24 protein-coding genes are annotated in these 25,299 nt (G+C 66.3%); 15 read left to right on the top strand and 9 right to left on the bottom strand.

The features are described from left to right. The first annotated feature begins 117 nt into the window (after positions 1-117). From C0J29_RS08210 to nuoN, 14 genes are read left to right on the top strand one after another with little or no spacing between them, the layout of a single operon-like run. Positions 118-495 carry an NADH-quinone oxidoreductase subunit A gene (locus tag C0J29_RS08210; RefSeq protein WP_065043471.1) on the top strand — a complete coding sequence of 126 codons (378 nt, stop codon included), beginning with the start codon at positions 118-120 and terminating at the stop codon, positions 493-495. 12 nt (positions 496-507) lie between these two features. Further along, a complete protein-coding gene (locus tag C0J29_RS08205) occupies positions 508-1,062 on the top strand; it encodes a NuoB/complex I 20 kDa subunit family protein (RefSeq protein WP_055580867.1) in 555 nt (184 codons plus the stop codon). Next, the gene (locus C0J29_RS08200; protein WP_120791996.1) at positions 1,059-1,787 is read left to right on the top strand and encodes an NADH-quinone oxidoreductase subunit C; all 729 of its coding nucleotides are present in this window, start codon (positions 1,059-1,061) and stop codon (positions 1,785-1,787) included. The genes C0J29_RS08205 and C0J29_RS08200 overlap by 4 nt, the downstream gene beginning before the upstream one ends. Further along, entirely contained in the window at positions 1,787-3,085 is a 1,299-nt protein-coding gene (gene nuoD / locus C0J29_RS08195) for an NADH dehydrogenase (quinone) subunit D (protein ID WP_120791995.1), read from the top strand. The genes C0J29_RS08200 and nuoD overlap by 1 nt, the downstream gene beginning before the upstream one ends. Beyond that, the gene (gene nuoE, locus C0J29_RS08190; RefSeq protein WP_065043455.1) at positions 3,082-3,864 is read left to right on the top strand and encodes an NADH-quinone oxidoreductase subunit NuoE; all 783 of its coding nucleotides are present in this window, start codon (positions 3,082-3,084) and stop codon (positions 3,862-3,864) included. The genes nuoD and nuoE overlap by 4 nt, the downstream gene beginning before the upstream one ends. Then, positions 3,861-5,180, top strand: coding sequence for an NADH-quinone oxidoreductase subunit NuoF (gene nuoF, locus C0J29_RS08185; protein ID WP_065163717.1), 1,320 nt, complete (start codon positions 3,861-3,863; stop codon positions 5,178-5,180). Before nuoE ends, nuoF begins: the two co-directional genes overlap by 4 nt. 7 nt (positions 5,181-5,187) lie before the next feature. Beyond that, positions 5,188-7,605 (top strand): NADH-quinone oxidoreductase subunit G, encoded by a 2,418-nt coding sequence (locus C0J29_RS08180; RefSeq protein ID WP_120791994.1) that lies wholly within the window; start codon positions 5,188-5,190, stop codon positions 7,603-7,605. Positions 7,606-7,660: 55 nt separating this feature from the next. Next, positions 7,661-8,923 carry an NADH-quinone oxidoreductase subunit NuoH gene (gene nuoH, locus C0J29_RS08175; protein ID WP_162951608.1) on the top strand — a complete coding sequence of 421 codons (1,263 nt, stop codon included), beginning with the start codon at positions 7,661-7,663 and terminating at the stop codon, positions 8,921-8,923. After that, the gene (gene nuoI / locus C0J29_RS08170) at positions 8,916-9,464 is read left to right on the top strand and encodes an NADH-quinone oxidoreductase subunit NuoI (RefSeq protein WP_269323519.1); all 549 of its coding nucleotides are present in this window, start codon (positions 8,916-8,918) and stop codon (positions 9,462-9,464) included. The genes nuoH and nuoI overlap by 8 nt, the downstream gene beginning before the upstream one ends. Continuing rightward, positions 9,461-10,237, top strand: a complete 777-nt coding sequence (locus C0J29_RS08165) for an NADH-quinone oxidoreductase subunit J (RefSeq protein WP_065043451.1) — start codon at positions 9,461-9,463, stop codon at positions 10,235-10,237. The genes nuoI and C0J29_RS08165 overlap by 4 nt, the downstream gene beginning before the upstream one ends. After that, positions 10,234-10,533: an NADH-quinone oxidoreductase subunit NuoK gene (gene nuoK / locus C0J29_RS08160; RefSeq protein ID WP_055580875.1), complete on the top strand. Its 300-nt coding sequence runs from the start codon at positions 10,234-10,236 to the stop codon at positions 10,531-10,533. Before C0J29_RS08165 ends, nuoK begins: the two co-directional genes overlap by 4 nt. Positions 10,534-10,543: 10 nt before the next feature. Beyond that, on the top strand, positions 10,544-12,433 hold the full coding sequence (gene nuoL / locus C0J29_RS08155; RefSeq protein ID WP_120791993.1) for an NADH-quinone oxidoreductase subunit L: 1,890 nt from the start codon (positions 10,544-10,546) through the stop codon (positions 12,431-12,433). Next, entirely contained in the window at positions 12,427-14,007 is a 1,581-nt protein-coding gene (locus C0J29_RS08150) for an NADH-quinone oxidoreductase subunit M (protein WP_120791992.1), read from the top strand. The genes nuoL and C0J29_RS08150 overlap by 7 nt, the downstream gene beginning before the upstream one ends. Then, positions 14,004-15,587, top strand: coding sequence for an NADH-quinone oxidoreductase subunit NuoN (nuoN, locus tag C0J29_RS08145; RefSeq protein ID WP_065163721.1), 1,584 nt, complete (start codon positions 14,004-14,006; stop codon positions 15,585-15,587). The genes C0J29_RS08150 and nuoN overlap by 4 nt, the downstream gene beginning before the upstream one ends. A 51-nt stretch (positions 15,588-15,638) precedes the next feature. Here nuoN and C0J29_RS08140 read toward each other — a convergent pair whose 3' ends face one another. The 7 genes from C0J29_RS08140 to C0J29_RS08105 form a co-directional block, all read right to left on the bottom strand. Beyond that, a complete protein-coding gene (locus C0J29_RS08140) occupies positions 15,639-16,073 on the bottom strand; it encodes a hypothetical protein (protein ID WP_120791991.1) in 435 nt (144 codons plus the stop codon). 1 nt (position 16,074) lies between these two features. After that, positions 16,075-17,340 carry a DUF58 domain-containing protein gene (locus tag C0J29_RS08135; RefSeq protein ID WP_065163723.1) on the bottom strand — a complete coding sequence of 422 codons (1,266 nt, stop codon included), beginning with the start codon at positions 17,338-17,340 and terminating at the stop codon, positions 16,075-16,077. Then, positions 17,337-18,299 (bottom strand): AAA family ATPase, encoded by a 963-nt coding sequence (locus tag C0J29_RS08130; protein ID WP_370530929.1) that lies wholly within the window; start codon positions 18,297-18,299, stop codon positions 17,337-17,339. Before C0J29_RS08130 ends, C0J29_RS08135 begins: the two co-directional genes overlap by 4 nt. A gap of 31 nt (positions 18,300-18,330) precedes the next feature. Further along, positions 18,331-18,813, bottom strand: coding sequence for a hypothetical protein (locus C0J29_RS08125; protein WP_065043444.1), 483 nt, complete (start codon positions 18,811-18,813; stop codon positions 18,331-18,333). Next, entirely contained in the window at positions 18,810-19,760 is a 951-nt protein-coding gene (locus C0J29_RS08120; RefSeq protein ID WP_120791990.1) for a DUF4129 domain-containing protein, read from the bottom strand. Before C0J29_RS08120 ends, C0J29_RS08125 begins: the two co-directional genes overlap by 4 nt. 100 nt (positions 19,761-19,860) lie before the next feature. Beyond that, positions 19,861-21,093, bottom strand: a complete 1,233-nt coding sequence (locus C0J29_RS08115) for an integrase catalytic domain-containing protein (protein WP_120791989.1) — start codon at positions 21,091-21,093, stop codon at positions 19,861-19,863. Between the two features lie 135 nt (positions 21,094-21,228). After that, complete coding sequence (locus tag C0J29_RS08105; protein ID WP_120791988.1) at positions 21,229-22,461, bottom strand: DDE-type integrase/transposase/recombinase; 1,233 nt, start codon at positions 22,459-22,461, stop codon at positions 21,229-21,231. Positions 22,462-22,605: 144 nt separating this feature from the next. Here C0J29_RS08105 and C0J29_RS08095 point away from each other — a divergent pair, with 144 nt between their 5' ends. Next, complete coding sequence (locus tag C0J29_RS08095; protein WP_120791987.1) at positions 22,606-23,886, top strand: HNH endonuclease; 1,281 nt, start codon at positions 22,606-22,608, stop codon at positions 23,884-23,886. Positions 23,887-23,890: 4 nt separating this feature from the next. Here C0J29_RS08095 and C0J29_RS08090 read toward each other — a convergent pair whose 3' ends face one another. Together C0J29_RS08090 and C0J29_RS08085 are read right to left on the bottom strand one after the other, a co-directional pair. Next, positions 23,891-24,688: an SDR family NAD(P)-dependent oxidoreductase gene (locus tag C0J29_RS08090; RefSeq protein ID WP_120791986.1), complete on the bottom strand. Its 798-nt coding sequence runs from the start codon at positions 24,686-24,688 to the stop codon at positions 23,891-23,893. Then, entirely contained in the window at positions 24,685-25,287 is a 603-nt protein-coding gene (locus C0J29_RS08085; protein ID WP_065043440.1) for a TetR/AcrR family transcriptional regulator, read from the bottom strand. The genes C0J29_RS08090 and C0J29_RS08085 overlap by 4 nt, the downstream gene beginning before the upstream one ends. Positions 25,288-25,299: the final 12 nt, after the last annotated feature.

Genomic DNA, 25,299 nt, shown 5'->3' with positions numbered 1-25,299 from the left:
AGTCGTTCCTGGCTAGGCTGTGCTCAAGGTCATGTCGGGGTACCCCAGTCCGGTTTCGTCACACCTGGTCGCCGCTTGACCGCTGTCGACAGCCCAAACGACGGAAACGTGGAGCAAGTGAACGTCTACATACCCATATTGGTGATGGCGGGCATTGCCGCGGCCTTCGCCATCGGCTCGGTATTTCTGGCCAGCATCACCGGCCCCTCCCGGTACAACCGCTCGAAGCTCGAGGCCTACGAATGTGGGATCGAGCCCACCGAAACCGGGTTCAGCGGACCGCACGCCGCGAGCGGGCAGCGCTTCCCGATCAAGTATTACCTGACCGCAATGTTGTTCATCGTCTTCGATATTGAAATTGTGTTCCTCTATCCGTGGGCGGTTAGCTTCGATTCGCTGGGGACTTTCGCGCTCGTCGAGATGGTCATATTCATGCTCACGGTTTTCGTGGCCTACGCGTATGTGTGGCGCCGCGGCGGCCTGACGTGGGATTGAGGTAGGTAGGACGTGGGACTGGAAGAACAGTTACCCGGCGGGATCCTGCTGTCCACAGTCGAGAAGGTGGCGGGCTACGTCCGCAAGAACTCACTGTGGCCGGCGACGTTCGGGTTGGCCTGCTGTGCGATCGAGATGATGGCGACAGCCGGGCCTAGGTTCGACATCGCCCGGTTCGGCATGGAGCGGTTCTCCGCGACGCCGCGACAGGCGGATCTGATGATCGTCGCGGGCCGGGTCAGCCAGAAGATGGCGCCGGTGCTGCGGCAGATCTACGACCAGATGGCCGAGCCGAAATGGGTTCTGGCGATGGGCGTCTGCGCCTCATCCGGGGGCATGTTCAACAACTACGCGGTGGTCCAGGGCGTCGACCACGTGGTGCCGGTGGACATCTATCTGCCCGGCTGCCCACCCCGGCCCGAGATGCTGTTGTACGCAATCCTCAAGCTGCACGAGAAGATTCAGGAAATGCCGCTGGGCGTCAACCGGGAGAAGGCCATCGCCGAGGCCGAAGAGGCGGCCATGGCCGCCCGGCCGACGATCGAGATGCGCGGACTGCTGCGATGAGCTCACCCGACAAGGACCCCCAGGGCGCGACGGTGACTCCGGGGGCCGACATACCGCCGGAAGGCCAGGAGGTCATCAACGTCCGTCGCGGCATGTTCGGCGTGCGCGGCACCGGCGACACCTCCGGCTACGGACGGCTGGTGCGCGAGATCGCGCTGCCCGGCGAAAGTCCCCGGCCCTACGGCAGTTACTTCGACGACATCGCCGACCGGCTGGCCGAGGCGCTGGATCGCGAGGGCCTCGACTTCAACGAAGCGATCGAAAAGGTTGTGGTCTACCGCGACGAGCTGACGTTATACGTGCGCCGGGATCTGCTGCCGCAGGTCGCCCAACGCCTGCGTGACGAGCCGGAATTGCGCTTCGAGCTGTGCCTTGGCGTCAGCGGGGTGCACTACCCGGACGAGACCGGCCGCGAACTGCACGCGGTGTACCCACTGCAGTCGATCACGCACAATCGCCGGTTGCGGCTGGAAGCCGTTGCGCCCGATAGTGATCCGCACATTCCGTCGCTGTTCGGGGTGTATCCCACCAACGACTGGCACGAGCGCGAGACCTACGACTTCTTCGGGATCATCTTCGACGGCCACCCGTCGCTGACCCGGATCGAAATGCCCGACGACTGGCACGGACACCCGCAACGCAAGGACTACCCGCTGGGCGGCATCCCGGTGGAATACAAGGGCGCACAGATACCTCCGCCCGACGAACGCAGGGGCTATAACTGATGAGCACAACCGAAACCCTGGTGGTCGCCGGCGGCCAGGACTGGGACAAGGTCGTCGACGCCGCTCGCAAAGCCGATCCTGGCGAGCGCATCGTCGTCAACATGGGACCCCAGCACCCGTCCACCCACGGCGTGCTGCGGCTGATCCTCGAGATCGAGGGCGAGACGGTCACCGAGGCCCGATGCGGAATCGGCTACCTGCACACCGGAATCGAGAAGAACCTCGAATACCGGTACTGGACGCAGGGCGTCACCTTCGTCACCCGAATGGACTACCTGGCACCGTTTTTCAACGAGACCGCCTACTGCCTCGGGGTGGAGAAGCTGCTCGGCATCACCGACGAGATCCCCGAGCGGGTCAACGTCATCCGGGTGATGATGATGGAGCTCAACCGCATCTCGTCGCACCTGGTCGCATTGGCCACCGGCGGAATGGAATTGGGCGCGATGACGCCGATGTTCGTCGGCTTCCGGGGCCGCGAGATCGTGCTCACACTCTTCGAGAAGATCACCGGCCTGCGGATGAACAGCGCCTACATCCGCCCCGGTGGCCTGGCACAGGACCTGCCGCCCAACGGAGTCGACGACATCGCCGCCGCCATGAAGGAGCTACGGATTCCGTTGCGCCAGATGGGCGAACTGCTCAACGAGAACGCGATCTGGAAAGCCCGCACCGAGGACGTCGGGTACCTGGACCTGACCGGGTGCATGGCGCTGGGGATCACCGGTCCGATCCTGCGCGCCACCGGCTTGCCGCACGACCTGCGCAAGAGCGAACCGTACTGCGGCTACGAGAACTACGACTTCGACGTGATCACCGAGGACACATGTGACGCCTACGGGCGCTACATGATTCGCGTCAACGAGATGTGGGAGTCGATCAAGATCGTCGAGCAGTGCCTGGACAAGCTCAAGCCCGGCCCGACGATGGTCGAAGACCGCAAGATCGCCTGGCCCGCAGACCTTTCGGTCGGGCCCGACGGCATGGGCAACTCGCCGGAACACATTGCCAAGATCATGGGCAGCTCCATGGAAGCCCTGATCCACCACTTCAAGTTGGTCACCGAGGGCATCCGCGTTCCGGCCGGCCAGGTGTACGTGTCGGTGGAGTCACCCCGCGGCGAGCTGGGCGTGCACATGGTCAGCGACGGCGGTACCCGCCCCTACCGGGTGCACTACCGGGACCCCTCGTTCACCAACCTGCAGTCGGTGGCCGCAATGTGCGAAGGAGGCATGGTCGCCGACCTGATCACCGCGGTCGCCAGCATCGACCCGGTGATGGGCGGAGTGGACCGATGACAGCGCCCGAAGGTAAGCCAAAAGAGTCAGGCAGCGGCGAGCGGGTTTTCCTGCGGCTCGGTCCGCCGCCGGAGGAACCCAGCCAGTTCGTGGTCGAGGGTGCGCCAGAGTCGTATCCCACCGAGGTGCGGGCGCGGCTGGAGGTGGAAGCCAAGGAGATCATCGCCAAATACCCGAACAAGCGGTCGGCTCTGCTGCCGTTGCTGCACCTGGTACAAGGCGAGGACTCCTACATCACCCCGGCCGGCATGGAGTTCTGCGCCGATCAACTGGACCTCACCGGCGCCGAGGTGTCGGCGGTGGCCAGCTTCTACACCATGTACCGCCGCGGTCCCACCGGCGAGTATCTGGTCGGCGTCTGCACCAACACGCTGTGCGCGGTGATGGGCGGCGACGCGATATTCGAAGACCTCAAAGGACATCTCGGCGTCGGCAATGACGAGACCACCGACGACGGCTCCGTCACGCTGCAGCACATAGAGTGCAACGCGGCCTGCGACTACGCACCGGTGGTGATGGTCAACTGGGAGTTTTACGACAACCAGACCATCGAGTCCGCACGCGAACTCGTCGACTCGCTGCGCGCCGGGAAGCCCGCAAAGCCGACCCGCGGTGCGCCGCTGTGCAAGTTCCGCGAGACGTCACGCATCCTGGCCGGTCTGCGCGATGAGCGTCCCGACGAAGGGCAGGGCGGGGCCGGCGCGGCCACCCTGGCCGGGCTGCGGGTGGCCAAGGAGAACGACATGCAGGCTCCCCCCGGTCCGGAAGGTCAAGCATGACAACACCTTTGACCCCGGTCATCAGTCGTTACTGGGACGACCCCGAGTCGTGGTCGCTGGCGACTTACGAACGCTACGACGGTTACCAGGCCATGAAGAAGGCCCTGGCCATGAACCCCGACGACGTGATCGGGACCGTCAAGGACTCCGGGCTGCGCGGCCGTGGCGGCGCGGGCTTCTCCACCGGGACCAAGTGGTCGTTCATTCCGCAGGGCGACAAGGGACCCGCCGCCAAGCCGCACTACCTGGTGGTCAACGCCGACGAGTCCGAACCCGGTACCTGCAAAGACATTCCGTTGATGCTGGCCACCCCGCACGTGCTGGTCGAGGGCGTCATCATCGCCGCCTACGCGATCCGGGCCAGCCACGCCTTCATCTACGTGCGCGGCGAAGTGGTGCCCGTGCTGCGCCGGTTGCAGAACGCGGTGGCCGAGGCATATGCCGCAGGCTATTTGGGCCGCGACATTGGCGGCTCGGGATACGACCTGGAGCTGGTGGTGCATGCCGGCGCGGGCGCCTACATCTGCGGCGAGGAAACCGCGCTGCTCGACTCGCTGGAAGGCCGCCGCGGCCAACCCCGGTTGCGGCCGCCGTTCCCCGCCGTCGCCGGCCTGTACGGCTGCCCCACCGTCATCAACAACGTGGAGACGATCGCCAGCGTCCCGTCGATCATCCTCAACGGAGTCGACTGGTTCCGCTCCATGGGCAGCGAGAAATCGCCTGGCTTCACGCTGTATTCGTTGTCCGGGCACGTCACCCGCCCGGGTCAGTACGAGGCGCCGCTGGGCATCACGCTGCGCGAGTTGCTCGACTACGCCGGCGGCGTCCGGGCCGGGCACCGGCTCAAGTTCTGGACTCCCGGTGGTTCGTCCACTCCCCTGCTCACCGACGAACACCTCGACGTGCCGTTGGATTACGAGGGTGTTGGCGCGGTGGGATCCATGCTGGGCACCAAAGCGTTGGAGATCTTCGACGAAACCACCTGCGTGGTAAGGGCTGTTCGCCGCTGGACCGAGTTCTACAAGCACGAGTCCTGCGGCAAGTGCACCCCGTGCCGCGAGGGCACCTTCTGGCTGGACAAGATCTACGCCCGCCTGGAGAACGGCCAGGGCACCCGCGAAGACCTCGACAAACTGCTCGACATCTCCGATGCGATCCTCGGAAAGTCGTTCTGCGCGTTGGGAGATGGCGCCGCCAGCCCGGTGATGTCGTCGATCCAGCACTTCCGCGAGGAATACATCGCCCACGTCGAGACCGGCGGGTGCCCCTTCGATCCCAAAGACTCAATGCTGAAGACGTTGAACGGAAAGGCCTGACGCTGCAATGACAAGTGCGGCCAAGACGGATACCGGCGACGAGGTCAAGCCGCCGGACATGGTGACGCTGACCATCGACGGTGCCGAAATCAGCGTTCCGAAGGGAACTCTGGTCATTCGCGCGGCCGAGCTGATGGGCATCCAGATCCCACGGTTCTGTGACCACCCGCTGCTCGACCCGGTCGGCGCTTGCCGGCAGTGCATGGTCGAGGTTGAGGGCCAGCGCAAACCGATGGCGTCGTGCACCATCGTCTGCACCGACGACATGGTGGTGCGCACCCAACTCACGTCACCGGCGGCCGACAAGGCGCAGCACGGCGTGATGGAACTGCTGTTGATCAACCACCCGCTGGACTGCCCGATGTGCGACAAGGGCGGTGAGTGCCCGCTGCAGAACCAGGCAATGTCCAACGGCCGCGCGGAATCTCGCTTCACCGACGTCAAGCGCACCTTCGCGAAACCGATCAACATCTCCGCGCAGGTGCTGCTGGACCGCGAGCGCTGCATCCTGTGCGCCCGCTGCACCCGTTTCTCCAACCAGATCGCCGGCGACCCGTTCATCGACATGCAGGAGCGCGGGGCGCTGCAGCAGGTCGGCATCTACGCCAACGAGCCGTTCGATTCGTACTTCTCCGGCAACACTGTGCAGGTCTGCCCGGTCGGCGCGCTGACCGGCATGTCCTACCGGTTCCGGGCCCGTCCGTTCGACCTGGTGTCCAGCCCGAGTGTGTGCGAGCACTGCTCGTCCGGATGCGCGCAGCGCACCGACCACCGCCGGGGCAAGGTGACGCGCCGCCTGGCCGGCGACGACCCGGAAGTCAACGAGGAGTGGAACTGCGACAAGGGCCGGTGGGCGTTCACCTACGCCACCCAGCCCGACGTGCTCACCACCCCGCTGATCCGGGATTCCAACGGTGAACTCACACCGGCGTCCTGGGCACACGCGATCGTGGCGGCCACCCAGGGCCTCGAGGCGGCCCGCGGACGCACCGGCGTGCTGGTCGGCGGCCGGGCCACCTGGGAAGACGCCTACGCCTACGCCAAGTTCACGCGAATCGTGCTGAACACCAACGACATCGACTTCCGCGCCCGCCCGCAGTCGGCGGAGGAGGCCGAGTTCCTGGCCGCGCGCATCGCCGGCCGGCCGGTGAGCGTCAGCTACGCCGACCTGGAATCGGCGCCGGTGGTGCTGCTGGTCGGCTTCGAGCCGGAGGAAGAATCGCCGATCGTGTTCCTGCGGCTGCGCAAGGCGGCGCGCAAGAACAACGTGCCGGTGTATGCGATCGCCCCGTTCGCCACCCGCGCGCTGGACAAGATGTCGGGCCAATTGCTGCAGACCGCTCCCGGCGGTGAACCCGCCGCGCTGGACGGCCTGGCTACCGGCGAAGTGGGCGACCTGCTGAGCACGGCCGGCGCGGTGATCATGGTCGGCGAACGGCTGGCCACGGTGCCCGGCGGGTTGTCCGCGGTGGCCCGGTTGGCGGATTCGACCGGAGCCCGGGTCGCGTGGGTGCCGCGGCGGGCCGGAGAACGCGGCGCGCTGGAAGCGGGCGCCCTGCCCGGATTGTTGCCCGGTGGCCGTCCGGTCGCCGACGATGCCGCCCGGTCACAGGTCGCCGCGGCCTGGCACGTCGACGAATTGCCTTCTGGCGCAGGACGTGACGTCGACGGGATCCTGGCCGCCGCCACCGATGGAACGCTGGGTGCGCTGCTGGTCGGCGGCATCGAACCCGGCGACTTCGCCGACCCGGACGCGGTACTGGCCGCCCTGGACGCGGCCCCGTTCGTGGTCAGCCTGGAGTTGCGGCACAGCGCGGTAACCGAGCGCGCCGACGTCGTGTTCCCGGTCGCCCCGACCACCCAGAAGGCCGGCGCCTTCGTCAACTGGGAGGGCCGCTACCGCGCCTTCGAACCGGCGTTCAAGGGCAGCATGCTGCAGGCCAGCCAGTCCGATCACCGGGTGCTCGACACGCTGGCCGACGAGTTGGGCATCCAGCTCAACTGCGCGAGCGTCGAGTCGGCGCGCGAGGAGCTCGCCGGTCTGGGCACCTGGGACGGTAAGCACGCCGCCAGTCCGGCCATCGAGCCCGCCGAGGCCGCGCAGCCCGGGGAAGGCCAGGCCGTACTGACCGGCTGGCGGTTGCTGCTGGACGCCGGTCGCGGGCAGGACGGCGAACCGCATCTGGCGGGCACCGCACGCACACCCGTGGTGCGGTTGTCGGCCGGCACCGCCGCCGAGATCGGCGCCGCCGACGGCGAGTCGGTGACGGTCAGCACCGATCGCGGCTCAATCACTCTGCCGCTCAACGTAACTGACATGCCGGACCGGGTGGTGTGGCTGCCGCTGAACTCCCCGGGCTCGGCCGTGCACCAGGAACTCGGCGTCACGAGCGGCGCTTTAGTGAAGATCGGGGTCGGAAAATGACCGGCGGCGACGATGCAGAGCGAAGCGATGAGGAGGAGCGCCGCACATGAATAGTTTGGCCGCCTTCGGACACGACCCCTGGTGGCTGGTGCTGGGCAAGGCCCTGGCCATCTTCGTGTTCCTGATGCTCAACGTGCTGGTCGCGATCCTGCTGGAGCGCAAGATCCTCGGCTGGATGCAGCTGCGGCCCGGTCCCAACCGGGCCGGACCATGGGGCACCCTGCAGAGCCTCGCCGACGGCATCAAGCTGGCCCTCAAGGAGAGCATCACCCCCAAGGGCATCGACTGGTTCGTCTACTTCGCGGCGCCGGCCATCTCGGCGATCCCCGCGTTCACCGCCTTCTCCTTCATCCCGTTCGGCCCCGAGGTGTCGGTGTTCGGTCACTGGACGCCGCTGCAGCTGACCGATCTTCCGGTCGCCGTGCTGTTCATCCTCGGAATGTCAGCCATCGGCGTGTACGGCATCGTGCTGGGCGGCTGGGCGTCGGGTTCGACGTACCCGCTGCTGGGCGGGGTGCGTTCCACCGCGCAGGTGATCTCCTACGAAGTGGCCATGGGGTTGTCCTTCGCGGCGGTGTTCCTGTTCGCGGGTTCGATGTCGACGTCGCAGATCGTCGCCGCCCAGGACCGGGTCTGGTTCGTGTTCCTGCTGCTGCCCTCGTTCGTGATCTACCTGATCTCGATGGTCGGCGAAACCAACCGGGCGCCGTTCGACCTTCCGGAAGCCGAGGGCGAGTTGGTCGCCGGTTTCCACACCGAATACTCGTCGCTGAAGTTCGCGATCTTCATGCTGGCTGAGTACGTCAACATGTTCACGGTGTCCTCGCTGGCCGCGGCCTTGTTCTTCGGTGGCTGGCACGCGCCGTGGCCGCTGAACATGTGGGAGGGCGCCAATCACGGCTGGTGGCCGGTGCTCTGGTTCACCCTCAAGATGTGGACGTTCCTGTTCATCTACTTCTGGCTGCGCGCCAGCCTGCCCCGGTTCCGCTACGACCAGTTCATGTCGCTGGGCTGGAAGCTGCTGATCCCGGTGTCGCTGGTGTGGATCATGATCGCCGCGGTGATCCGCACGCTGCGCAACCAGGGCTACGCGCACTGGACCACCCTGCTGGTGGTGTGCAGCCTCGTCTTCGCCGTGGTACTGATCGGAACGCTGCGAAAACCGTTCAGCGCGCCCAGCGCGCGCAAGCGCCGCAGGCAGGCCGTGAGCCTCAACCCGAGCGGCTCGGCCGACGAACCGGCATTCCCGACACCACCGCTGCCGCTCAAGACCCTCGAACGGCCAGTAGGTGCAGGCAAGGAGAACGCACGTGGCTAACATCTTCAAACGCCTCTGGGATCCGGTCGCCGGATTCGGCGTCACCTTCGGGTCGATGTTCAAGAAGAACATCACCGAGGAGTATCCGGAGAAGCCCGGGCCGGTGGCACCGCGCTACCACGGCCGCCATCAGCTCAACAGGTACCCCGACGGCCTGGAGAAGTGCATCGGCTGCGAATTGTGTGCCTGGTCCTGCCCGGCCGACGCGATCTACGTCGAGGGCGCGGACAACACCGAAGAGGCGCGGTTCTCCCCCGGTGAGCGCTACGGCCGGGTGTACCAGATCAACTATCTGCGCTGCATCGGGTGCGGGTTGTGCATCGAGGCCTGCCCCACCCGCGCGCTGACCATGACCAACGACTACGAGTTGGCCGACGACAATCGCGCGGACCTGATCTACGAGAAGGACCGGTTGCTGGCCCCGTTGCTGCAGGACATGTTGGCGCCACCGCATCCGCGGGCCGAGGGCGCCACCGACAAGGACTACTACCTGGGCAATGTGACGGCGCAGGGGCTGCGGGAGAGTCAGGACGCCCGATGATCGTCACGTTCGCAGCGGAGACTCTGACCCACACCTCCACCGGTGAAGCCGTGATGTTCTGGGTGCTGGGCACGGCAGCGGTCATCGGCGCGCTGGGTGTGGTGCTGGCGGTCAACGCCGTCTACTCGGCCATGTACCTGGCGATGACGATGCTCATCCTGGCGGTCTTCTACATAGCCCAGGACGCCCTGTTCCTGGGCGTCGTGCAGGTGGTGGTCTACACCGGCGCGGTGATGATGCTGTTCCTGTTCGTGCTGATGCTCATCGGCGTGGACTCCGCGGAATCGCTGAAAGAGACCCTGCGCGGACAGCGGGTGGCCGCGGTGGTCACCGGTGTCGGGTTCGGCGTGCTGCTGATCGCCGGGATCGGCAACGTGGCGACCGGCGGCTTCTCCGGCCTGGCCGGCGCCAACGCCAACGGCAACGTGGAAGGGCTGGCGGCCCTTATCTTCTCGCGCTACCTGTGGGCCTTCGAGTTGACCAGCGCGCTGCTGATCACCGCCGCGGTCGGCGCGATGATCCTGGCGCACCGGGAGCGCTTCGAGCGCCGCAAGACCCAGCGCGAGCTCTCCGAGGAGCGCTTCCGCCCCGGCGGTCACGCCACCCCGATGCCCAACCCGGGCGTCTACGCCCGGCACAACGCCGTCGACGTGGCCGCGCTGCTGCCGGACGGCTCCTACTCGGACCTGTCGGTCTCCAAGATCCTGCGGACGCGCGGAGCCGACGGCCTCGAGACGCCCTCACCGGAGGCGGTTAAGGGCGGTGCTTCGTGAATCCGGCTAATTACCTTTACCTTTCGGCATTGCTGTTCACCATCGGGGCTTCCGGCGTGCTGCTGCGGCGCAACGCGATCGTCATGTTCATGTGCGTCGAGCTGATGCTCAACGCCGTCAACCTGGCGTTCGTCACGTTCGCGAGGATGCACGGCAAGCTCGACGGACAGATGATCGCGTTCTTCACCATGGTGGTCGCCGCGTGCGAGGTCGTCATCGGGCTGGCCATCATCATGACGATTTTTCGTGCCCGCAAATCGGCGTCGGTCGACGACGCGAATCTACTCAAAGGCTGAGAACGCCAAGATGATTCACTACACCTGGTTGCTGGTGGCGCTGCCGCTCGCTGGTGCCGCGATCCTGCTGTTCGGCGGTCGACGCACCGACGGGTGGGGCCACTGGCTGGGCACCCTGGCCGCCCTCTCCGCGTTCGGCGTGGGCGTCTCGCTGCTGACCGACCTGCTGAGCCGGTCCGCGGAGGACCGCACCATCCACCAGACGGTGTTCACCTGGATGCCGGTGGCCCAGCTGCAGGTCGACTTCGGTCTGCAGATCGACCAGCTGTCGATGTGCTTCATCCTGCTGATCTCCGGCGTCGGGTCGCTGATCCACATCTACTCGATCGCCTACATGGCCGAGGACGAAGACCGCAGAAGGTTTTTCGGCTACCTCAACCTGTTCCTGGCCTCGATGCTGCTGCTGGTGGTGGCCGACAATTACGTGCTGCTCTACGTCGGCTGGGAAGGCGTCGGTTTGGCGTCCTACCTGCTGATCGGTTTCTGGTACCACAAGCCGTCGGCGGCCACGGCGGCCAAGAAGGCGTTCGTGATGAACCGCGTCGGGGACGCCGGCCTAGCGTTGGCCATGTTCCTGATGTTCGCCACCTTCGGCACCGTGTCCTACGCCGGCGTGTTCGCCGGTGCGCCCGCCGCCAGCTCCGGCGTGCTGAACGCGATGGGGTTGTTGCTGCTGATGGGCGCCTGCGCCAAGTCAGCCCAGGTTCCACTGCAGGCCTGGTTGGGCGACGCGATGGAGGGTCCCACCCCGGTGTCGGCGCTGATCCACGCCGCCACCATGGTGACCGCCGGCGTCTACCTGATCGTGCGGTCCAACCCGGTGTTCAACCTCGCTCCCAACGCACGACTGGCCGTCGTCATCGTCGGGGCCGTCACCCTGATGCTGGGGGCGTTCATCGGCTGCGCCAAGGACGACATCAAGCGGGCCCTGGCCGCGTCCACGATGAGCCAGATCGGCTACATGGTGCTGGCCGCCGGCCTCGGCCCGGCCGGCTACGCGTTCGCGATCATGCACCTGCTCACTCACGGCTTCTTCAAGGCCGGCCTGTTCCTCGGATCCGGGTCGATCATTCACGCGATGCACGAAGAGCAGGACATGCGCCGCTACGGCGGTCTGCGCAAGGCCCTGCCGGTCACCTTCGTGACGTTCGGCCTGGGCTATCTGGCCATCATCGGCGTACCTCCGTTCGCCGGCTTCTTCTCCAAGGACGCGATCATCGAAGCCGCGCTGGGCGCCGGCGGCGCCCAGGGTTACGTGCTGGGCGGAGCCGCGCTGCTGGGCGCGGGCATCACCGCCTTCTACATGACCCGGGTGATGCTGATGACCTTCTTCGGCCAAAAGCGCTGGGCGCCAAGCTCGCATCCCCATGAGGCCCCTGCCCTGATGCTGTGGCCGATGATCATCCTGGCCTTCGGCTCGGTGTTCGCCGGCGGTCTCTTCGCGATGGGCGACTCCCTGCAGCACTGGCTCGAACCCGTCGTCGGTGTACACAAAGAGGCGACGCACGCGTTGCCCGAATGGGCCGTCAGCGTCGTCGCGGTGGCGGTGGTCGTGGTCGGCGCCCTGGTGGCCTACCGGATGTACGGCGGCAAGGCTGAGATTCCGCGGGTCGCCCCGGCTCAGGTTTCGGTACTGACGACGGCCGCACGCGCCGACGCTTACGGCGATGCCTTCAACGAGGAGGTCTTCATGCGCCCGGGTGCGCACCTGACGGACAGGCTGGTCGCCGTCGACAACGCCGGCGTGGACGGCTCGGTCAACGGGTTGGCCGCGCTGGTGGGACAGACATCGAACCGGTTGCGCGGCTTGCAGACCGGCTTCGCCCGCAACTACGCGCTGTCGATGCTGGCGGGGGCGGCCCTGGTGGCCGGTGCGCTGTTGGCGGTGAACCTGTGGTGAACGTGCCTTGGCTGAGTGTTCTCTGGCTGGTGCCACTGGCGGGTGCGGTGCTGGTGATCCTGTTGCCCCCGAGCCTGCGTCAGGTCGCCAAGTGGACCGGCCTGGTCGTCAGCATCGCCACGTTGGCGGTGTCTCTGGTGGTGGCCGTCGGGTTCAAGCCCGGCGGTGACACCTATCAGTTCGTCGAAAAACGCACCTGGATACCGGCTTTCGGAGCCGGCTACTCCCTGGGTGTGGACGGCATCGCGCTGATTCTGGTGGTGCTGACCACGGTGCTGATTCCGTTGCTGCTGGTCGCCGGCTGGAATGACTCGGGGGGTAACAAAAACCCCCGCGGCGTGCACGCCTACGTCGCGCTGACGCTGGCTATCGAGTCCATGGTGCTGATCTCGGTGGTCGCCCTGGACGTGCTGCTGTTCTACGTCTTCTTCGAAGCCATGCTGATCCCGATGTACTTCCTCATCGGCGGGTTCGGGCAGGGCAAGGACCGTTCGCGGGCCGCGGTGAAGTTCTTGCTGTACAACCTGTTCGGCGGGCTGATCATGCTGGCCGCGGTGATCGGGCTGTACGTGGTCACCAGCCAGCACGGCGGCGGCACCTTCGACTTCGTCCGGATCGTCGACGACGTCCGGGCCGGCCGTCTCGCAGGTGTCGACCCGGCTGCGTTCAAGGCGATATTCCTGGGCTTCATGTTCGCGTTCGCGATCAAGGCGCCGCTGTGGCCGCTGCACCGGTGGCTGCCCGACGCCGCGGTCGAGTCCACCCCCGCCACGGCGGTGCTGATCACCGCGGTGATGGACAAGGTCGGCACGTTCGGCATGCTGCGCTACTGCCTGCAGCTGTTCCCGGACGCCTCAACCTATTTCCGCCCCGCCATCGTCACGCTGGCCATCATCGGAGTGATCTACGGCGCCATCGTGGCGATCGGCCAGACCGACATGATGCGGCTGATCGCCTACACCTCGATCTCGCACTTCGGCTTCATCATCGCCGGCATCTTCGTGATGACCACCCAGGGTCAGAGCGGCTCGACGCTGTACATGCTCAACCACGGCATTTCCACGGCCGCGGTCTTCCTGATCGCCGGGTTCCTGGTCTCCCGCGGCGGCAGCCGCAAAATCGCCGACTACGGCGGCGTGCAGAAGGTGGCCCCGATTCTGGCCGGCACCTTCCTGGTGTCCTGCATGGCCACGCTGTCGCTACCCGGCCTGGCTCCGTTCATCAGCGAATTCCTAGTATTGCTGGGCACTTTCAACCGCTACTGGGTGGCTGCGGCCTTCGGCGTGACGGCCCTGGTGCTGGCCGCCATCTACATGCTGTGGCTCTACCAGCGCGTCATGACGGGCCCGGTCGCCAAGGGCAACGAGAAGATTCGTGACCTGGTGGGACGCGAGATGGTCGTCGTCGCACCGTTGCTCGCGCTGTTGTTCGTGCTGGGCGTTTACCCCAAGCCGGTGCTGGACATCATCAACCCGGCAGTCGAGAGCACCATGACCACCATCGGCCAGCATGATCCCGCTCCTACTGTTCCGATGAACGGCGTACCCCGGAAAGCCGAAGGACCGCACCAATGACGCTGCCCAGCCCCAGCATCGAGTACTTCCTGCTGTCCCCGATGTTCATCGTGTTCGGCATCGCGGTGCTCGGCGTGCTGGTCGAGGCATTCCTGCCGCGCCCGCTGCGATACGGCGCGCAACTGGTGCTGGCCCTCGGCGGGTTGGCCGCGGCGTTCGCCGCCGTTGTAGCGGTGGCGAAGTCGGTTCCGGCCGAGGGACGCCGGGCCGTGCTCGGCGCCGTGGCCGTGGACCGGCCGACCCTGTTCTTGCAGGGCACCATCGTTCTGGTGTCGGTGCTGGCGGTCATCTTCGTCGCCGAACGCAGCCAGCGCACCGTTCCGGACAAGGCGGCCGAAAAGCGCAAGGTGTTCGCGGGCCTGGATTCCTTCACCCCCCAGGCGTCCGCGGTGCCCGGTAGCGACACCGAGCACGAGGCCGAACGCGCCGGTGTGGCCCAGACCGAACTGTTCCCGCTGCTGACCCTGTCGGTCGGCGGCATGATGGTGTTCCCCGCGTCCAATGACCTGCTGACGATGTTCGTTGCGCTGGAAGTGCTTTCGCTCCCCCTGTACCTGATGTGCGGGCTGGCCCGGCACCGCCGGTTGGTGTCGCAGGAAGCGGCGCTGAAGTACTTCCTGCTGGGCGCGTTCTCGTCGGCCTTCTTTCTTTACGGTGTCGCCCTGCTCTACGGCGCGACCGGCACGCTCACCCTCGGCGGCATCCGCGATTCCCTTGCGGGCGAAAGCGATACGTCCATGGCGCTGGTCGGGGTCGCGCTGCTGTCGGTCGGTCTGCTGTTCAAAGTCGGCGCCGTCCCGTTCCATTCATGGATCCCCGACGTGTATCAGGGTGCGCCCACCCCGATCACCGGCTTCATGGCGGCGGCCACCAAGGTCGCGGCGTTCGGCGCCTTGCTGCGCGTGGTTTACGTCGCGCTGCCTCCGCTGCACCACGACTGGCGTCCGGTGCTGTGGGGGATCGCGATCCTGACGATGACCGTGGGCACCATCACCGCGGTCAACCAGACCAATGTCAAACGGATGCTGGCTTATTCGTCGGTCGCACACGTCGGCTTCATCCTCACCGGAGTGATCGCCGACAACTCGGCGGGGCTGTCGGGCACCTTGTTCTATCTGGTCGCGTACAGCTTCAGCACGGTGGGCGCCTTTGCGATCGTGGGCCTGGTCCGCAATTCGGATGACGTCGAGGACGCCGAACTGTCGCACTGGGCAGGCCTGGGCCAGCGCTCCCCCATTGTGGGCGTGATGCTTTCGATGTTCCTGCTGGCGTTTGCGGGCATCCCGCTGACCAGTGGCTTCATCAGCAAGTTCGCGGTGTTCAAGGCCGCCGCCCAGGGAGGCGCGGTGCCGCTGGTGGTGATCGGTGTGATCTCCAGCGGGGTGGCCGCCTACTTCTATGTGCGGGTGATCGTGTCGATGTTCTTCACCGAACCCACCGACGACACACCGCATGTCATGGCGCCCGGCGTGCTCAGCAAGGCAGCCATCGCGGTGTGCGCGTTGGTCACGGTGCTGCTGGGCATCTTCCCGCAGCCGGTGCTGGATCTGGCCGAGCGCGCGGCGACGTTCCTGAACTAGGGCGTCGCTCAGCCGGATTTTGACTGATTTGGTGGCGCGAGATTCGTTCGCCTAATTCAGAAACGGACGGGTGGCCAGGATATAGATCGCCAGCACCGCCAGCGGCGCTATCAGGGGTAACCAGGGCACCTGCACGGGGAACGACGTCGCGACCAGTCCGGCGAAGGTGAAACCGACCGCAGCGACGATCGTCGGCCAACTTCCCGTGACGACGTCACCGGACGCGTGCCGGCACACCAGGTACGCCGCCGCACAGAGTCCCGACAGGGCGGCCAGCACGTGCGAGCCGTCCGAGACCGCGATAACTATCACCGCCAACATCACGGCAATCGTTGCGGCAGAACGAAGTACCGTTCCGAACCCGACGGCGAGCACCGCTGCGGCCCCGATCGCAAGCGCAAATCCATGGGATCCCATGGCGGCCGCCGCCACCATCAGCAGACCGAATGCCACCGAGAAGACGCGGTTACCTGACTGTGTAACCATGTCAGCGTCTCGCTCCCCGCACTCGCATCCGGCGGTCTGGGAGTAGGCCCATCGACTGCTCGAGCGAGCGATCCGACGGCCAGGACAGCACGTCGACGCCGACGGTAGCCATGTCGCGGTACATCGCCGAACGCTGCAGCGCCCACATCTTGACCACCAGCGGGTCGTGCTCCCCTTCGAACGGGGAGCTGTCCAGCACGTCCACCGCCACCACCACGTGGCCGCGCTTGCGCAAATCGATGAGCGCTAAGGCGAATTCGGTGTCCAGCAGCGTCGAGAACGCGATGACGATGGCACCCGTGGGCACCGCCGCGCGGGGAGCCAACGTGCCGGTGGTGGTTTCGAACCGCTCGCCGGCATCCAGCACGGTGTCGAGCACCCGGTAGAACTGGCGCTGGCCGATTTCGGCACCGAGCCAACGCGGCCGGTTTCCACCGAGGGCGACAATGCCGGCCCGGTCGCCGTTGCGCAGCGCGGTCTGCACCACCTGGGCCGCGCCGCGCACGACGCGTTCGGTGGCCGCCGTCGCGGGCCCGGCCGGCTGGCGATAGGTGTCGATCAGCACCACCACGTCGGCGGCGCGGTCGGTCAAACGCTGCGTCACGTGCAGCCGCCCCCGCCGTGCGCTCACCGCCCAATTCACAGCGCGCAGTTGGTCACCCGGGACATAGAGACGGATGTCGGCGTATTCCACGCCGGGCCCGATGTGCCGGGTGAGGTGGGCGCCCAACCGGTCGAGTAACTCGATCTGCGGGATCGAAGTCGATTGCGGCGGCGTCAGCGGAAACACGATGATGTCGGCGACGTCGACCGTGCCGGTCCCCTTGAGCAGCCCGCCCCGCGCCACGACGTCGACCTGGGCCCGGAGGTGGTAGCGGCCCCACCTTTTTGCCACCGCGGCAACGGTTTTCGCTTGCCTCTCGGTTTCGGTGTCCTTTCCCAGGTCTTCCAGTTCCAGCCCGTCGACGGCCGACACCGTGAGGTCGACGTCGGCCGGGCCGGATTCCGTGGTGGCCCATACCCGCACGCGCGATTCTTCGTCTTCGAAACAGCGTTGCGAATCCGGTTCCGCATGCACCTGGACCGTAGGGACAGGAGACTGCCAACTGAGCGAGCACAGCACTCCGAGTAGTGGCGCCGCGAACGCGACGAGCTGCCAGCGTCCGCCCATGACCGCAGCCGCCAGTGCCACCCCGGCGCAGGTGGCGATCGCCAACGTCAGCGGGGATGCACGCCAGCGGATCTCGACGTCGCGATGCGCGATCACGTCGGCGGACGGTCCGCGCGGGGCACGGGCAGGCGCCGCAACAACTCCCCGACCACATCGGCGCCCTGGATCTTGCGCACCCACATCTCCGGACGCAGCGTGATCCGGTGTGCGACCGCAGGTACGGCGAGCGCCTTGACGTCTTCCGGGATCACGTAGTCGCGGCCCAACAGCAATGCCCGGGCGCGGGCGAGTTGAACAAGGTCGAGTTCGGCGCGCGGACTGGCACCCACGGCGACCTGAGGATGGTGCCGCGTCGCAGTGGCCAGCGACACCACATACTGCAGCACGTCCTCATGCACGGTGACCTGCTCGACCGCCTCGCGCATCGCCAGCAGATCGGTCGCGTCGACGACCTGGTTCACCACCGGTTCCGCCGAACCGCGGTCCAGGCGCCGGCGCAACATCGCCGCCTCGTCCTGTTCGGACAGGTAGCGCAGTTCCAGCCGGATGGCGAACCGGTCCAACTGGGCCTCCGGCAGCGGATATGTGCCTTCGTACTCGATCGGGTTGTCGGTGGCCAGCACGATGAAAGGCGTTGGCAGCTTGTGGGTTTGGCCGTCGATGCTGACCTGCCCCTCGGCCATCGCCTCGAGGAGTGCCGCCTGCGTCTTGGGAGGCGTGCGGTTGATTTCGTCACCGAGCAGCAGATTGGTGAAGATCGGGCCCCGGCGAAATTCGAAACGCCCCGACTGCATGTCGTAAATCGTGGAACCGAGCAGGTCGGCCGGCAGCAGGTCGGGCGTGAACTGCACCCGGGTGAACTCGAGACCCAGCGCAGACGCGAAGGATCGCGCGATCAACGTCTTGCCAAGTCCGGGCAGGTCTTCGATCAGAACGTGCCCGCGGGCCAGCAGTGCGGTCAGGATGAGCGTGAGGGCCGAGCGCTTACCAACGACGATGCGTTCGATCTCGTCGAGGACCGCCTCACACTGGGCAGTCGTCGTACCAACTGGCATAGCCGCCGGGGTCGTCATCTGTGCTCCATCGTCATACCTTCTCCAACTTTCGCAGAATCTCCTCGAGCGCCGCGCGACCCGGTCCCGGTTGGTCGCCATCGGAATGCCCGACGTTGTTCGGGTTAACCCATTCCCAGAGTTCTGGGCCGAAAAGCATCTCGCCGGTCGCCCGGAACGCCGCCGGGTCCTTGGCCTGTCGCTGGCCGGTGGTGATCTCGAAGCGGCGGGCCAACATTGGGCGCAGGTGACGATCCCAGTCCTTGCGGCTGGAATCCGACCACCGGATCATCGTCTCGGTATTCGACAACCACCGGCGCAGCGAATCACCCAGATCGTCGTGCTCCGCCTCGGCTTCCGGTTCACCGGGATGGCCCAGCACTCGGCGGACATTGAGCAACACCAGCGCCAGGGCCACGCCGGCGCCGACCAGCACGAACCGGCGGTCCTGCAGTATCAGGGCCAGCAACTCGATTCCGACAATGAGGCAAATGCCTAGTGCTATCAGTCTTTTCATACAGCTCTGCCGGAGCGCGGAGCGATTTCGTCCAGGACGAGTTCGAGCACGCGGACCGCTGTCTCGCGGTGCCCTTCGTCCATCACGTGCGGGCTGAACCGCGCCTCTTCGAACAGGTTCACCAATTGGACGGCATTTTCGGCTCGCAGAGCGCGCTGTTGCACCGCGCGGGCGAGCACCTCGGTCGGGGTATCGAATTCCTGCGGCACCGCGCCCGGGACGTTGGCCAGTTCACGCTCCATCGCCGCGTAGCAGGCGATGATCGCTTCACGGGGTTCGCGGCTGAGGTCTGCCATTTCGGCCAAACCCACTTCGGCGGCACGCACCAATGACTCCGCAGCGACCTCCGGCGGAGGCAATTCGGTGAGATCGTCAGTTTTGAATGCTGTTGTCGCCGTATGCCGGCGCCGTCGTGACACGATGAAGCCGCCGACGAACAGCATCAGCAGGACGGGCACGAATGCCAGCAGCGACCCCAGCATGTCCGGGCTGTCCTTTTGCCGCGCAGGCTGTCTGGGTTGCGGGGCGCCACCGGTGCCCGGCGGGGTCGCGGTCGAATCCGGTTGCGGCGCATCGACACTGATCTGGGGCGGGGTGAACAACTGCGATATCAGGATCGCGACCAGGAGCCAGGCGACGATCACTCCCAGCGCGATCAGCACCACCCGCCAGCTCGGCCGGGCGCTGCCGCCCCCCAGCATGTCGGGCAGCGCGCCGGCGCTGGGCGCTACGGCGCGCGGGTCGCGCAGCCGGGCGATGATCGAGAATGCCAGTAACCCCAGGGTGGCTGCGATGGCCGCCACCAGGAACATCAGCGCCGTCTTGCTGGGGCCCTCCTCGGCAAGGCGGCGACCGTGATGTTCGGGGAGATATCCCCGAAGTGCGGCGGCGACCAGCATCAGTAGAGCGACCAAAGCCACCACCCGGGTGGTGGGCTTGTCGAACATCAGCGGAGGTTTCCTGGTGGCTTGCGCCCCATAGCCGAAGGCTAGCGGCGCGGGGCTGCCCGGGTCCAGTCGCGGGCGCTTGTCATCAAGTTGCCTCATGTCAAGATGCGCGCGAAGGGTTGTTGGTTGCCTCACGTGAACGTGCGCGCTTGGTGAGTGGAGTCGGGACGCCGGCTGGGGCTTTGCTGGTGGTCAGGGTGAAGAGTTGGTTGGTCAACGCCTGGATCTGGCGTTGGGTGGCGGCTGGGTTGATCAGTGAGTAGGTCCGCTTGAGCGCCACGATGCGGTCCAGGGTCATACTCGGGTGGTCGGTCGCCCGGTGAAACGGGGTGGTGGCCGTGTCGTGTTTTCTGGATACCTTGGCGCCTTTGCGGACTTTGGATACCAATTTCTGCTGGGGGTGGAAGTAGTTGGTCAGCTGTGACTGCAGTCGCCAGATCTCGTTGAGTAGCAAGAGTTCTGACGCTGTGTCGTAGCGGTAGTAGCCGACCACGGTGCGGACCACCACCCAGTTCTTCTGCTCGACGTGGCAGCCGTCGTTCTTGTTGCCCGGCCGTGACCGGGTGAAGGTGATTCGCCGGTCTTGGCACCATGCCAAGAGGTCGTCGTTGATGAATTCCGATCCGTTATCGCAGTCCACGCCGAGGATCGGGAACGGCATCGCGGCGGCGATCTGATTGAGGGCGGCCAGGATGTGTTTGGCCGTCCTGTCCGGTAGCGAGCGGCTTTCGGTCCAGCCGGTGGCGATATCGGTGACCGTCAACGTGAACGCATGGCCTCCACCCCGATTGCCGCCGTCATGGAAGACCGTGTCGATCTCGACGAAGCCGGGCACAGCGTCATCCCATTGGGCCCAGGTGCGCACCGGGATCTGACTTCGGATCAGCGACCCCGGCTTGGTGCCCACGCGTCCTTTGATCTTGCATCTGGCCCGTTCATCGGCCAGGCGGCGATCGATGGTGGCCGCCGACATCGATACCAGCAGTGCCGCCGTCTCGTCACTGATGACCAGCTCCCGGAAGTGGCGCAGCACGGCTACCAGCTCGGTGAGCATGGGTGCGAGCCGTTTGCCGGCGGGCATGCCCAGCACCGTCCAGCAGATCGTCAGCGCAGCAATCACATCCTCGCCGTATTTCACGGGCCGCGGACTTCGTGCAGACATGATCCTGGGGGCCAGCGCGGCTTTCAGTGCCTTGCGGGCATGGCTGCGATGCCAGCCCGTGTTGGCGCACAACTCGTCAAGAATCCGGGTCTTACCGCGCTTACCGGCCTGCTGATAACGAGTCGCCGCTGATTGGGTCACCGCCCTGCGCTCTGCCAATGTCAACCCCATCAACCGGGCCTACCGAACTCATTGCTGACCCGACCAGGCAGGCGCGCCGTCCACGCGCGCATTCTCGATGAGGCAACGAATCACCCTTTCGCGCGCATTTCTGACGAGTCAACGCGGTCACCAAGTTGCCTCATGTCAAGATGCGCGCGAAGGGTTGTTGGTTGCCTCACGTGAACGTGCGCGCTTGGTGAGTGGAGTCGGGACGCCGGCTGGGGCTTTGCTGGTGGTCAGGGTGAAGAGTTGGTTGGTCAACGCCTGGATCTGGCGTTGGGTGGCGGCTGGGTTGATCAGTGAGTAGGTCCGCTTGAGCGCCACGATGCGGTCCAGGGTCATACTCGGGTGGTCGGTCGCCCGGTGAAACGGGGTGGTGGCCGTGTCGTGTTTTCTGGATACCTTGGCGCCTTTGCGGACTTTGGATACCAATTTCTGCTGGGGGTGGAAGTAGTTGGTCAGCTGTGACTGCAGTCGCCAGATCTCGTTGAGTAGCAAGAGTTCTGACGCTGTGTCGTAGCGGTAGTAGCCGACCACGGTGCGGACCACCACCCAGTTCTTCTGCTCGACGTGGCAGCCGTCGTTCTTGTTGCCCGGCCGTGACCGGGTGAAGGTGATTCGCCGGTCTTGGCACCATGCCAAGAGGTCGTCGTTGATGAATTCCGATCCGTTATCGCAGTCCACGCCGAGGATCGGGAACGGCATCGCGGCGGCGATCTGATTGAGGGCGGCCAGGATGTGTTTGGCCGTCCTGTCCGGTAGCGAGCGGCTTTCGGTCCAGCCGGTGGCGATATCGGTGACCGTCAACGTGAACGCATGGCCTCCACCCCGATTGCCGCCGTCATGGAAGACCGTGTCGATCTCGACGAAGCCGGGCACAGCGTCATCCCATTGGGCCCAGGTGCGCACCGGGATCTGACTTCGGATCAGCGACCCCGGCTTGGTGCCCACGCGTCCTTTGATCTTGTATCTGGCCCGTTCATCGGCCAGGCGGCGATCGATGGTGGCCGCCGACATCGATACCAGCAGTGCCGCCGTCTCGTCACTGATGACCAGCTCCCGGAAGTGGCGCAGCACGGCTACCAGCTCGGTGAGCATGGGTGCGAGCCGTTTGCCGGCGGGCATGCCCAGCACCGTCCAGCAGATCGTCAGCGCAGCAATGACATCCTCGCCGTATTTCACGGGCCGCGGACTTCGTGCAGACATGATCCTGGGGGCCAGCGCGGCTTTCAGTGCCTTGCGGGCATGGCTGCGATGCCAGCCCGTGTTGGCGCACAACTCGTCAAGAATCCGGGTCTTACCGCGCTTACCGGCCTGCTGATAACGAGTCGCCGCTGATTGGGTCACCGCCCTGCGCTCTGCCAATGTCAACCCCATCAACCGGGCCTACCGAACTCATTGCTGACCCGACCAGGCAGGCGCGCCGTCCACGCGCGCATTCTCGATGAGGCAACGAATCACCCTTTCGCGCGCATTTCTGACGAGTCAACGCGGTCACCGGGTGGGGGTATATTCGCACATATGTTCGATATGGCGATGTTCTCGCAGGTGGATCCGGGTGCCACCGAAGCCGAGCTGATCGCGCGCATCGAGGAGTTGGAGCGGCTCAAGTCGGCCGCAGCAGCCGGGCAGGCCCGCGCCGCCGCCGCATTGGACGCCGCCCGGCGCGCCGCGGAGTCAGCCGCCGCAGTGCCCGCGGCCAAGCGGGGCCGCGGGGTGGCCAGCGAGGTCGCGCTGGCGCGCCGCGATTCCCCGGCCCGCGGCGGCCGCCACCTCGGATTCGCCAAAGCCCTCGTGCACGAGATGCCCCACACCCTGGCCGCGTTGGAACACGGAGTCCTCTCGGAATGGCGCGCGACGTTGATCGTGCGCGAATCGGCCTGCCTGGACCTCGAAGACCGCCGCGCCCTGGACCGCGAACTGTGCGCTGACCTCAGCGGGCTGCAGGGACTCGGGGACAAGTGGATCATCGCCGCGGCCAAACAGATCGCCTACCGCCGCGACGCCCGCGCCGTGGTCGATCGCGCCGCCAAAGCAGCACAGGACCGCACCGTCACCATCCGCCCCGCCCCCGACACCATGACCTGGGTCAGCATCCTGCTGCCCGTCGCTCAAGGAGTCGGGGTCTACGCCGCACTGCGCCGCGCCGCCGACACCACCGTCGACGGCCGCTCCCGCGGCCAGGTCATGGCCGACACCGCCTTTGAACGCATCACCGCCACCCCCGCCACCACCCCCGCCCCGATCGCGCTGAACGTGGTGATCTCCGACCGGGCGCTACTCGGTGACACCGAGGACGCCGCCCTGCTGCAGGGCTACGGCCCCATCCCGGCCGAGGTCGCCCGCACCTGGCTCACCGCCGCAATCGCCGACCAGAAGTCGCTGGCCACCCTGCGCCGCCTCTACGCCAGCCCCACCACCGGCGCGCTGGTGGCCATGGAATCCCGGTCGCGGGCCTTCCCCCGCGGGCTGGCCGAGTTCATCAACCTGCGCGACCAAACCTGCCGCACCCCCTACTGCGACGCCCCCATCCGCCACCGCGACCACATCCAACCCGTCAAACACGGCGGACCCACCACCGCCCACAACGGCGAAGGCCTCTGCGAACGCTGCAACTACATCAAAGAAACACCCGGCTGGACCGTCACCGCCCACACCCACAACGGCACCCACACCACCGACTACGAAACACCCACCCACACCCGCTACCGATCAGCGGCACCACCGATCTACTCGATCATCAATATCAGCCACGTCGAAGACGCCATCGGCGTCGAACTCATCGACTTCCATGCCGCCTGACGGTTCACACCATGAACGGCGCGAAGCTGCCGTCGAGCACCTGCAGGTGCCCGATCGTGCGACCGGTCACCACGCTGGGGCCTACCCGCGCGAGTTGCACAGTGGCCTGCGCGAATTCCTCGGCGGTGCTCTCGTCGTCGAAGCCGTGGGCGTAGTAGGACAGGCCCGGCGTCATGATCGGCTTGGATGGAGCGAGTGCGTTGATCGCGATGTTGTGGTCGGCGAGATCCAGTGCCGCGCAGCCGGTGAGGTGTTCCAGCGCCGCCTTGGAGCCCCCGTATCCGGGCAATCCCCCGCCCAGCCGCGACGCGATGGAGGTGATGTTGACGATCGAACCGCCACCGGCGTTGATCATGTCCGGGCTGACCAGTTGCATCAGTTCGTAGGCGGCGAACACCGCGATCTCGAAATGCCGGCGGTACGCGGTCAGCGGGATGCTGACGAATCCTGGATACCGCGCCTTGTCCGTCACCGCTTTCTTGGCGCGCGGCGTGGCGCCGGGCCGCCCCGGCGCGGTGAACGCGGCGTTGTTGATCAGAATGTTGATGGGGCCCAACGCATCCCGGGCTTCGTCGACCAGCCGGACGATGTCGTCGTGCTCAGTCAGGTCTGCCCGGATCGCCACGGCCCGTCCGCCGGCGGCCTCGATGTCGGCGACCGTCTCGCCGATGGTTCCTGGCAGCCGTTCGTCCCAGACGGCTTCGGTGCGCCCGACGACGGCCACCGCCTCGCCGTCGGCTGCCAGGGCCAGCGCGATCGCCCGTCCCAGACCGCGACTGGCGCCGGTGACGATGGCGGTCATCGGGTCACCCCGTGCACGACGATGGCGGCGGTCTGCTCCACCCAGGCGTCGTCCAGCTTCTGGTCGGGGTACAGCATCATCCGCAACATGGTGGCGCCTCCGATCAGTTCGATCAGCCGGTCCGGGTCGACGTCGGGGTGCGCCTCGCCGCGGTCGATCGCCTCGCGCAGCCGAATCCGCACCGCCGCGAACAGACCGGCGAAGCGCGACATCACCCGCGCGTTCAACTCGGCATCGGCGGTCATGTCGGCCACCAGACCGGGCAGCGCGGCCCGCACCACCGGAGTGGTGAATACGTCACGGGTGGCCTCGATCATCATCCGGATGTCGGCGGCGAAATCACCCGCCGGCGCCACCAACGCCGTCGGCGCCACCGGGAACGCCGCCTCGTGCACCAATTCCGCCTTACTGGACCATCTGCGGTACAGCGCCGACTTGGTGGTGCCGGCCCGCTCGGCCACCGCGGCCAGACTGAGATTCGAATAGCCGATGTTGACAAGCAGTTCCGCGGTCGCTGCGAGAATGGCAGAGTCAATGCGCGGATCCCGCGGCCGCCCGGCGCCGGGGATCTTGTCAAGGGTGGACGGGTCTGCTTTCATAACGCTACCTAC

It is taken from the genome of Mycobacterium paragordonae (assembly GCF_003614435.1).
Classification (GTDB): domain Bacteria; phylum Actinomycetota; class Actinomycetes; order Mycobacteriales; family Mycobacteriaceae; genus Mycobacterium; species Mycobacterium paragordonae.
Note: the sequence above shows the minus strand (reverse complement) of the source record. Positions and strands in the feature narration are given on the sequence as shown.

What these genes read in the sequence shown, in the direction of transcription:
- C0J29_RS08200 (WP_120791996.1), top strand. Translation starts at nt 1,059, where the DNA reads ATGAGCTCACCCGACAAGGACCCCCAGGGCGCGACGGTGACTCCGGGG.
- nuoD (WP_120791995.1), top strand. Translation starts at nt 1,787, where the DNA reads ATGAGCACAACCGAAACCCTGGTGGTCGCCGGCGGCCAGGACTGGGAC.
- nuoE (WP_065043455.1), top strand. Translation starts at nt 3,082, where the DNA reads ATGACAGCGCCCGAAGGTAAGCCAAAAGAGTCAGGCAGCGGCGAGCGG.
- nuoF (WP_065163717.1), top strand. Translation starts at nt 3,861, where the DNA reads ATGACAACACCTTTGACCCCGGTCATCAGTCGTTACTGGGACGACCCC.
- C0J29_RS08180 (WP_120791994.1), top strand. Translation starts at nt 5,188, where the DNA reads ATGACAAGTGCGGCCAAGACGGATACCGGCGACGAGGTCAAGCCGCCG.
- C0J29_RS08165 (WP_065043451.1), top strand. Translation starts at nt 9,461, where the DNA reads ATGATCGTCACGTTCGCAGCGGAGACTCTGACCCACACCTCCACCGGT.
- nuoL (WP_120791993.1), top strand. Translation starts at nt 10,544, where the DNA reads ATGATTCACTACACCTGGTTGCTGGTGGCGCTGCCGCTCGCTGGTGCC.
- nuoN (WP_065163721.1), top strand. Translation starts at nt 14,004, where the DNA reads ATGACGCTGCCCAGCCCCAGCATCGAGTACTTCCTGCTGTCCCCGATG.
- C0J29_RS08140 (WP_120791991.1), bottom strand. Translation starts at nt 16,073, where the DNA reads ATGGTTACACAGTCAGGTAACCGCGTCTTCTCGGTGGCATTCGGTCTG.
- C0J29_RS08130 (WP_370530929.1), bottom strand. Translation starts at nt 18,299, where the DNA reads ATGCCAGTTGGTACGACGACTGCCCAGTGTGAGGCGGTCCTCGACGAG.
- C0J29_RS08125 (WP_065043444.1), bottom strand. Translation starts at nt 18,813, where the DNA reads ATGAAAAGACTGATAGCACTAGGCATTTGCCTCATTGTCGGAATCGAG.
- C0J29_RS08120 (WP_120791990.1), bottom strand. Translation starts at nt 19,760, where the DNA reads ATGTTCGACAAGCCCACCACCCGGGTGGTGGCTTTGGTCGCTCTACTG.
- C0J29_RS08115 (WP_120791989.1), bottom strand. Translation starts at nt 21,093, where the DNA reads ATGGGGTTGACATTGGCAGAGCGCAGGGCGGTGACCCAATCAGCGGCG.
- C0J29_RS08105 (WP_120791988.1), bottom strand. Translation starts at nt 22,461, where the DNA reads ATGGGGTTGACATTGGCAGAGCGCAGGGCGGTGACCCAATCAGCGGCG.
- C0J29_RS08095 (WP_120791987.1), top strand. Translation starts at nt 22,606, where the DNA reads ATGTTCGATATGGCGATGTTCTCGCAGGTGGATCCGGGTGCCACCGAA.
- C0J29_RS08090 (WP_120791986.1), bottom strand. Translation starts at nt 24,688, where the DNA reads ATGACCGCCATCGTCACCGGCGCCAGTCGCGGTCTGGGACGGGCGATC.
- C0J29_RS08085 (WP_065043440.1), bottom strand. Translation starts at nt 25,287, where the DNA reads ATGAAAGCAGACCCGTCCACCCTTGACAAGATCCCCGGCGCCGGGCGG.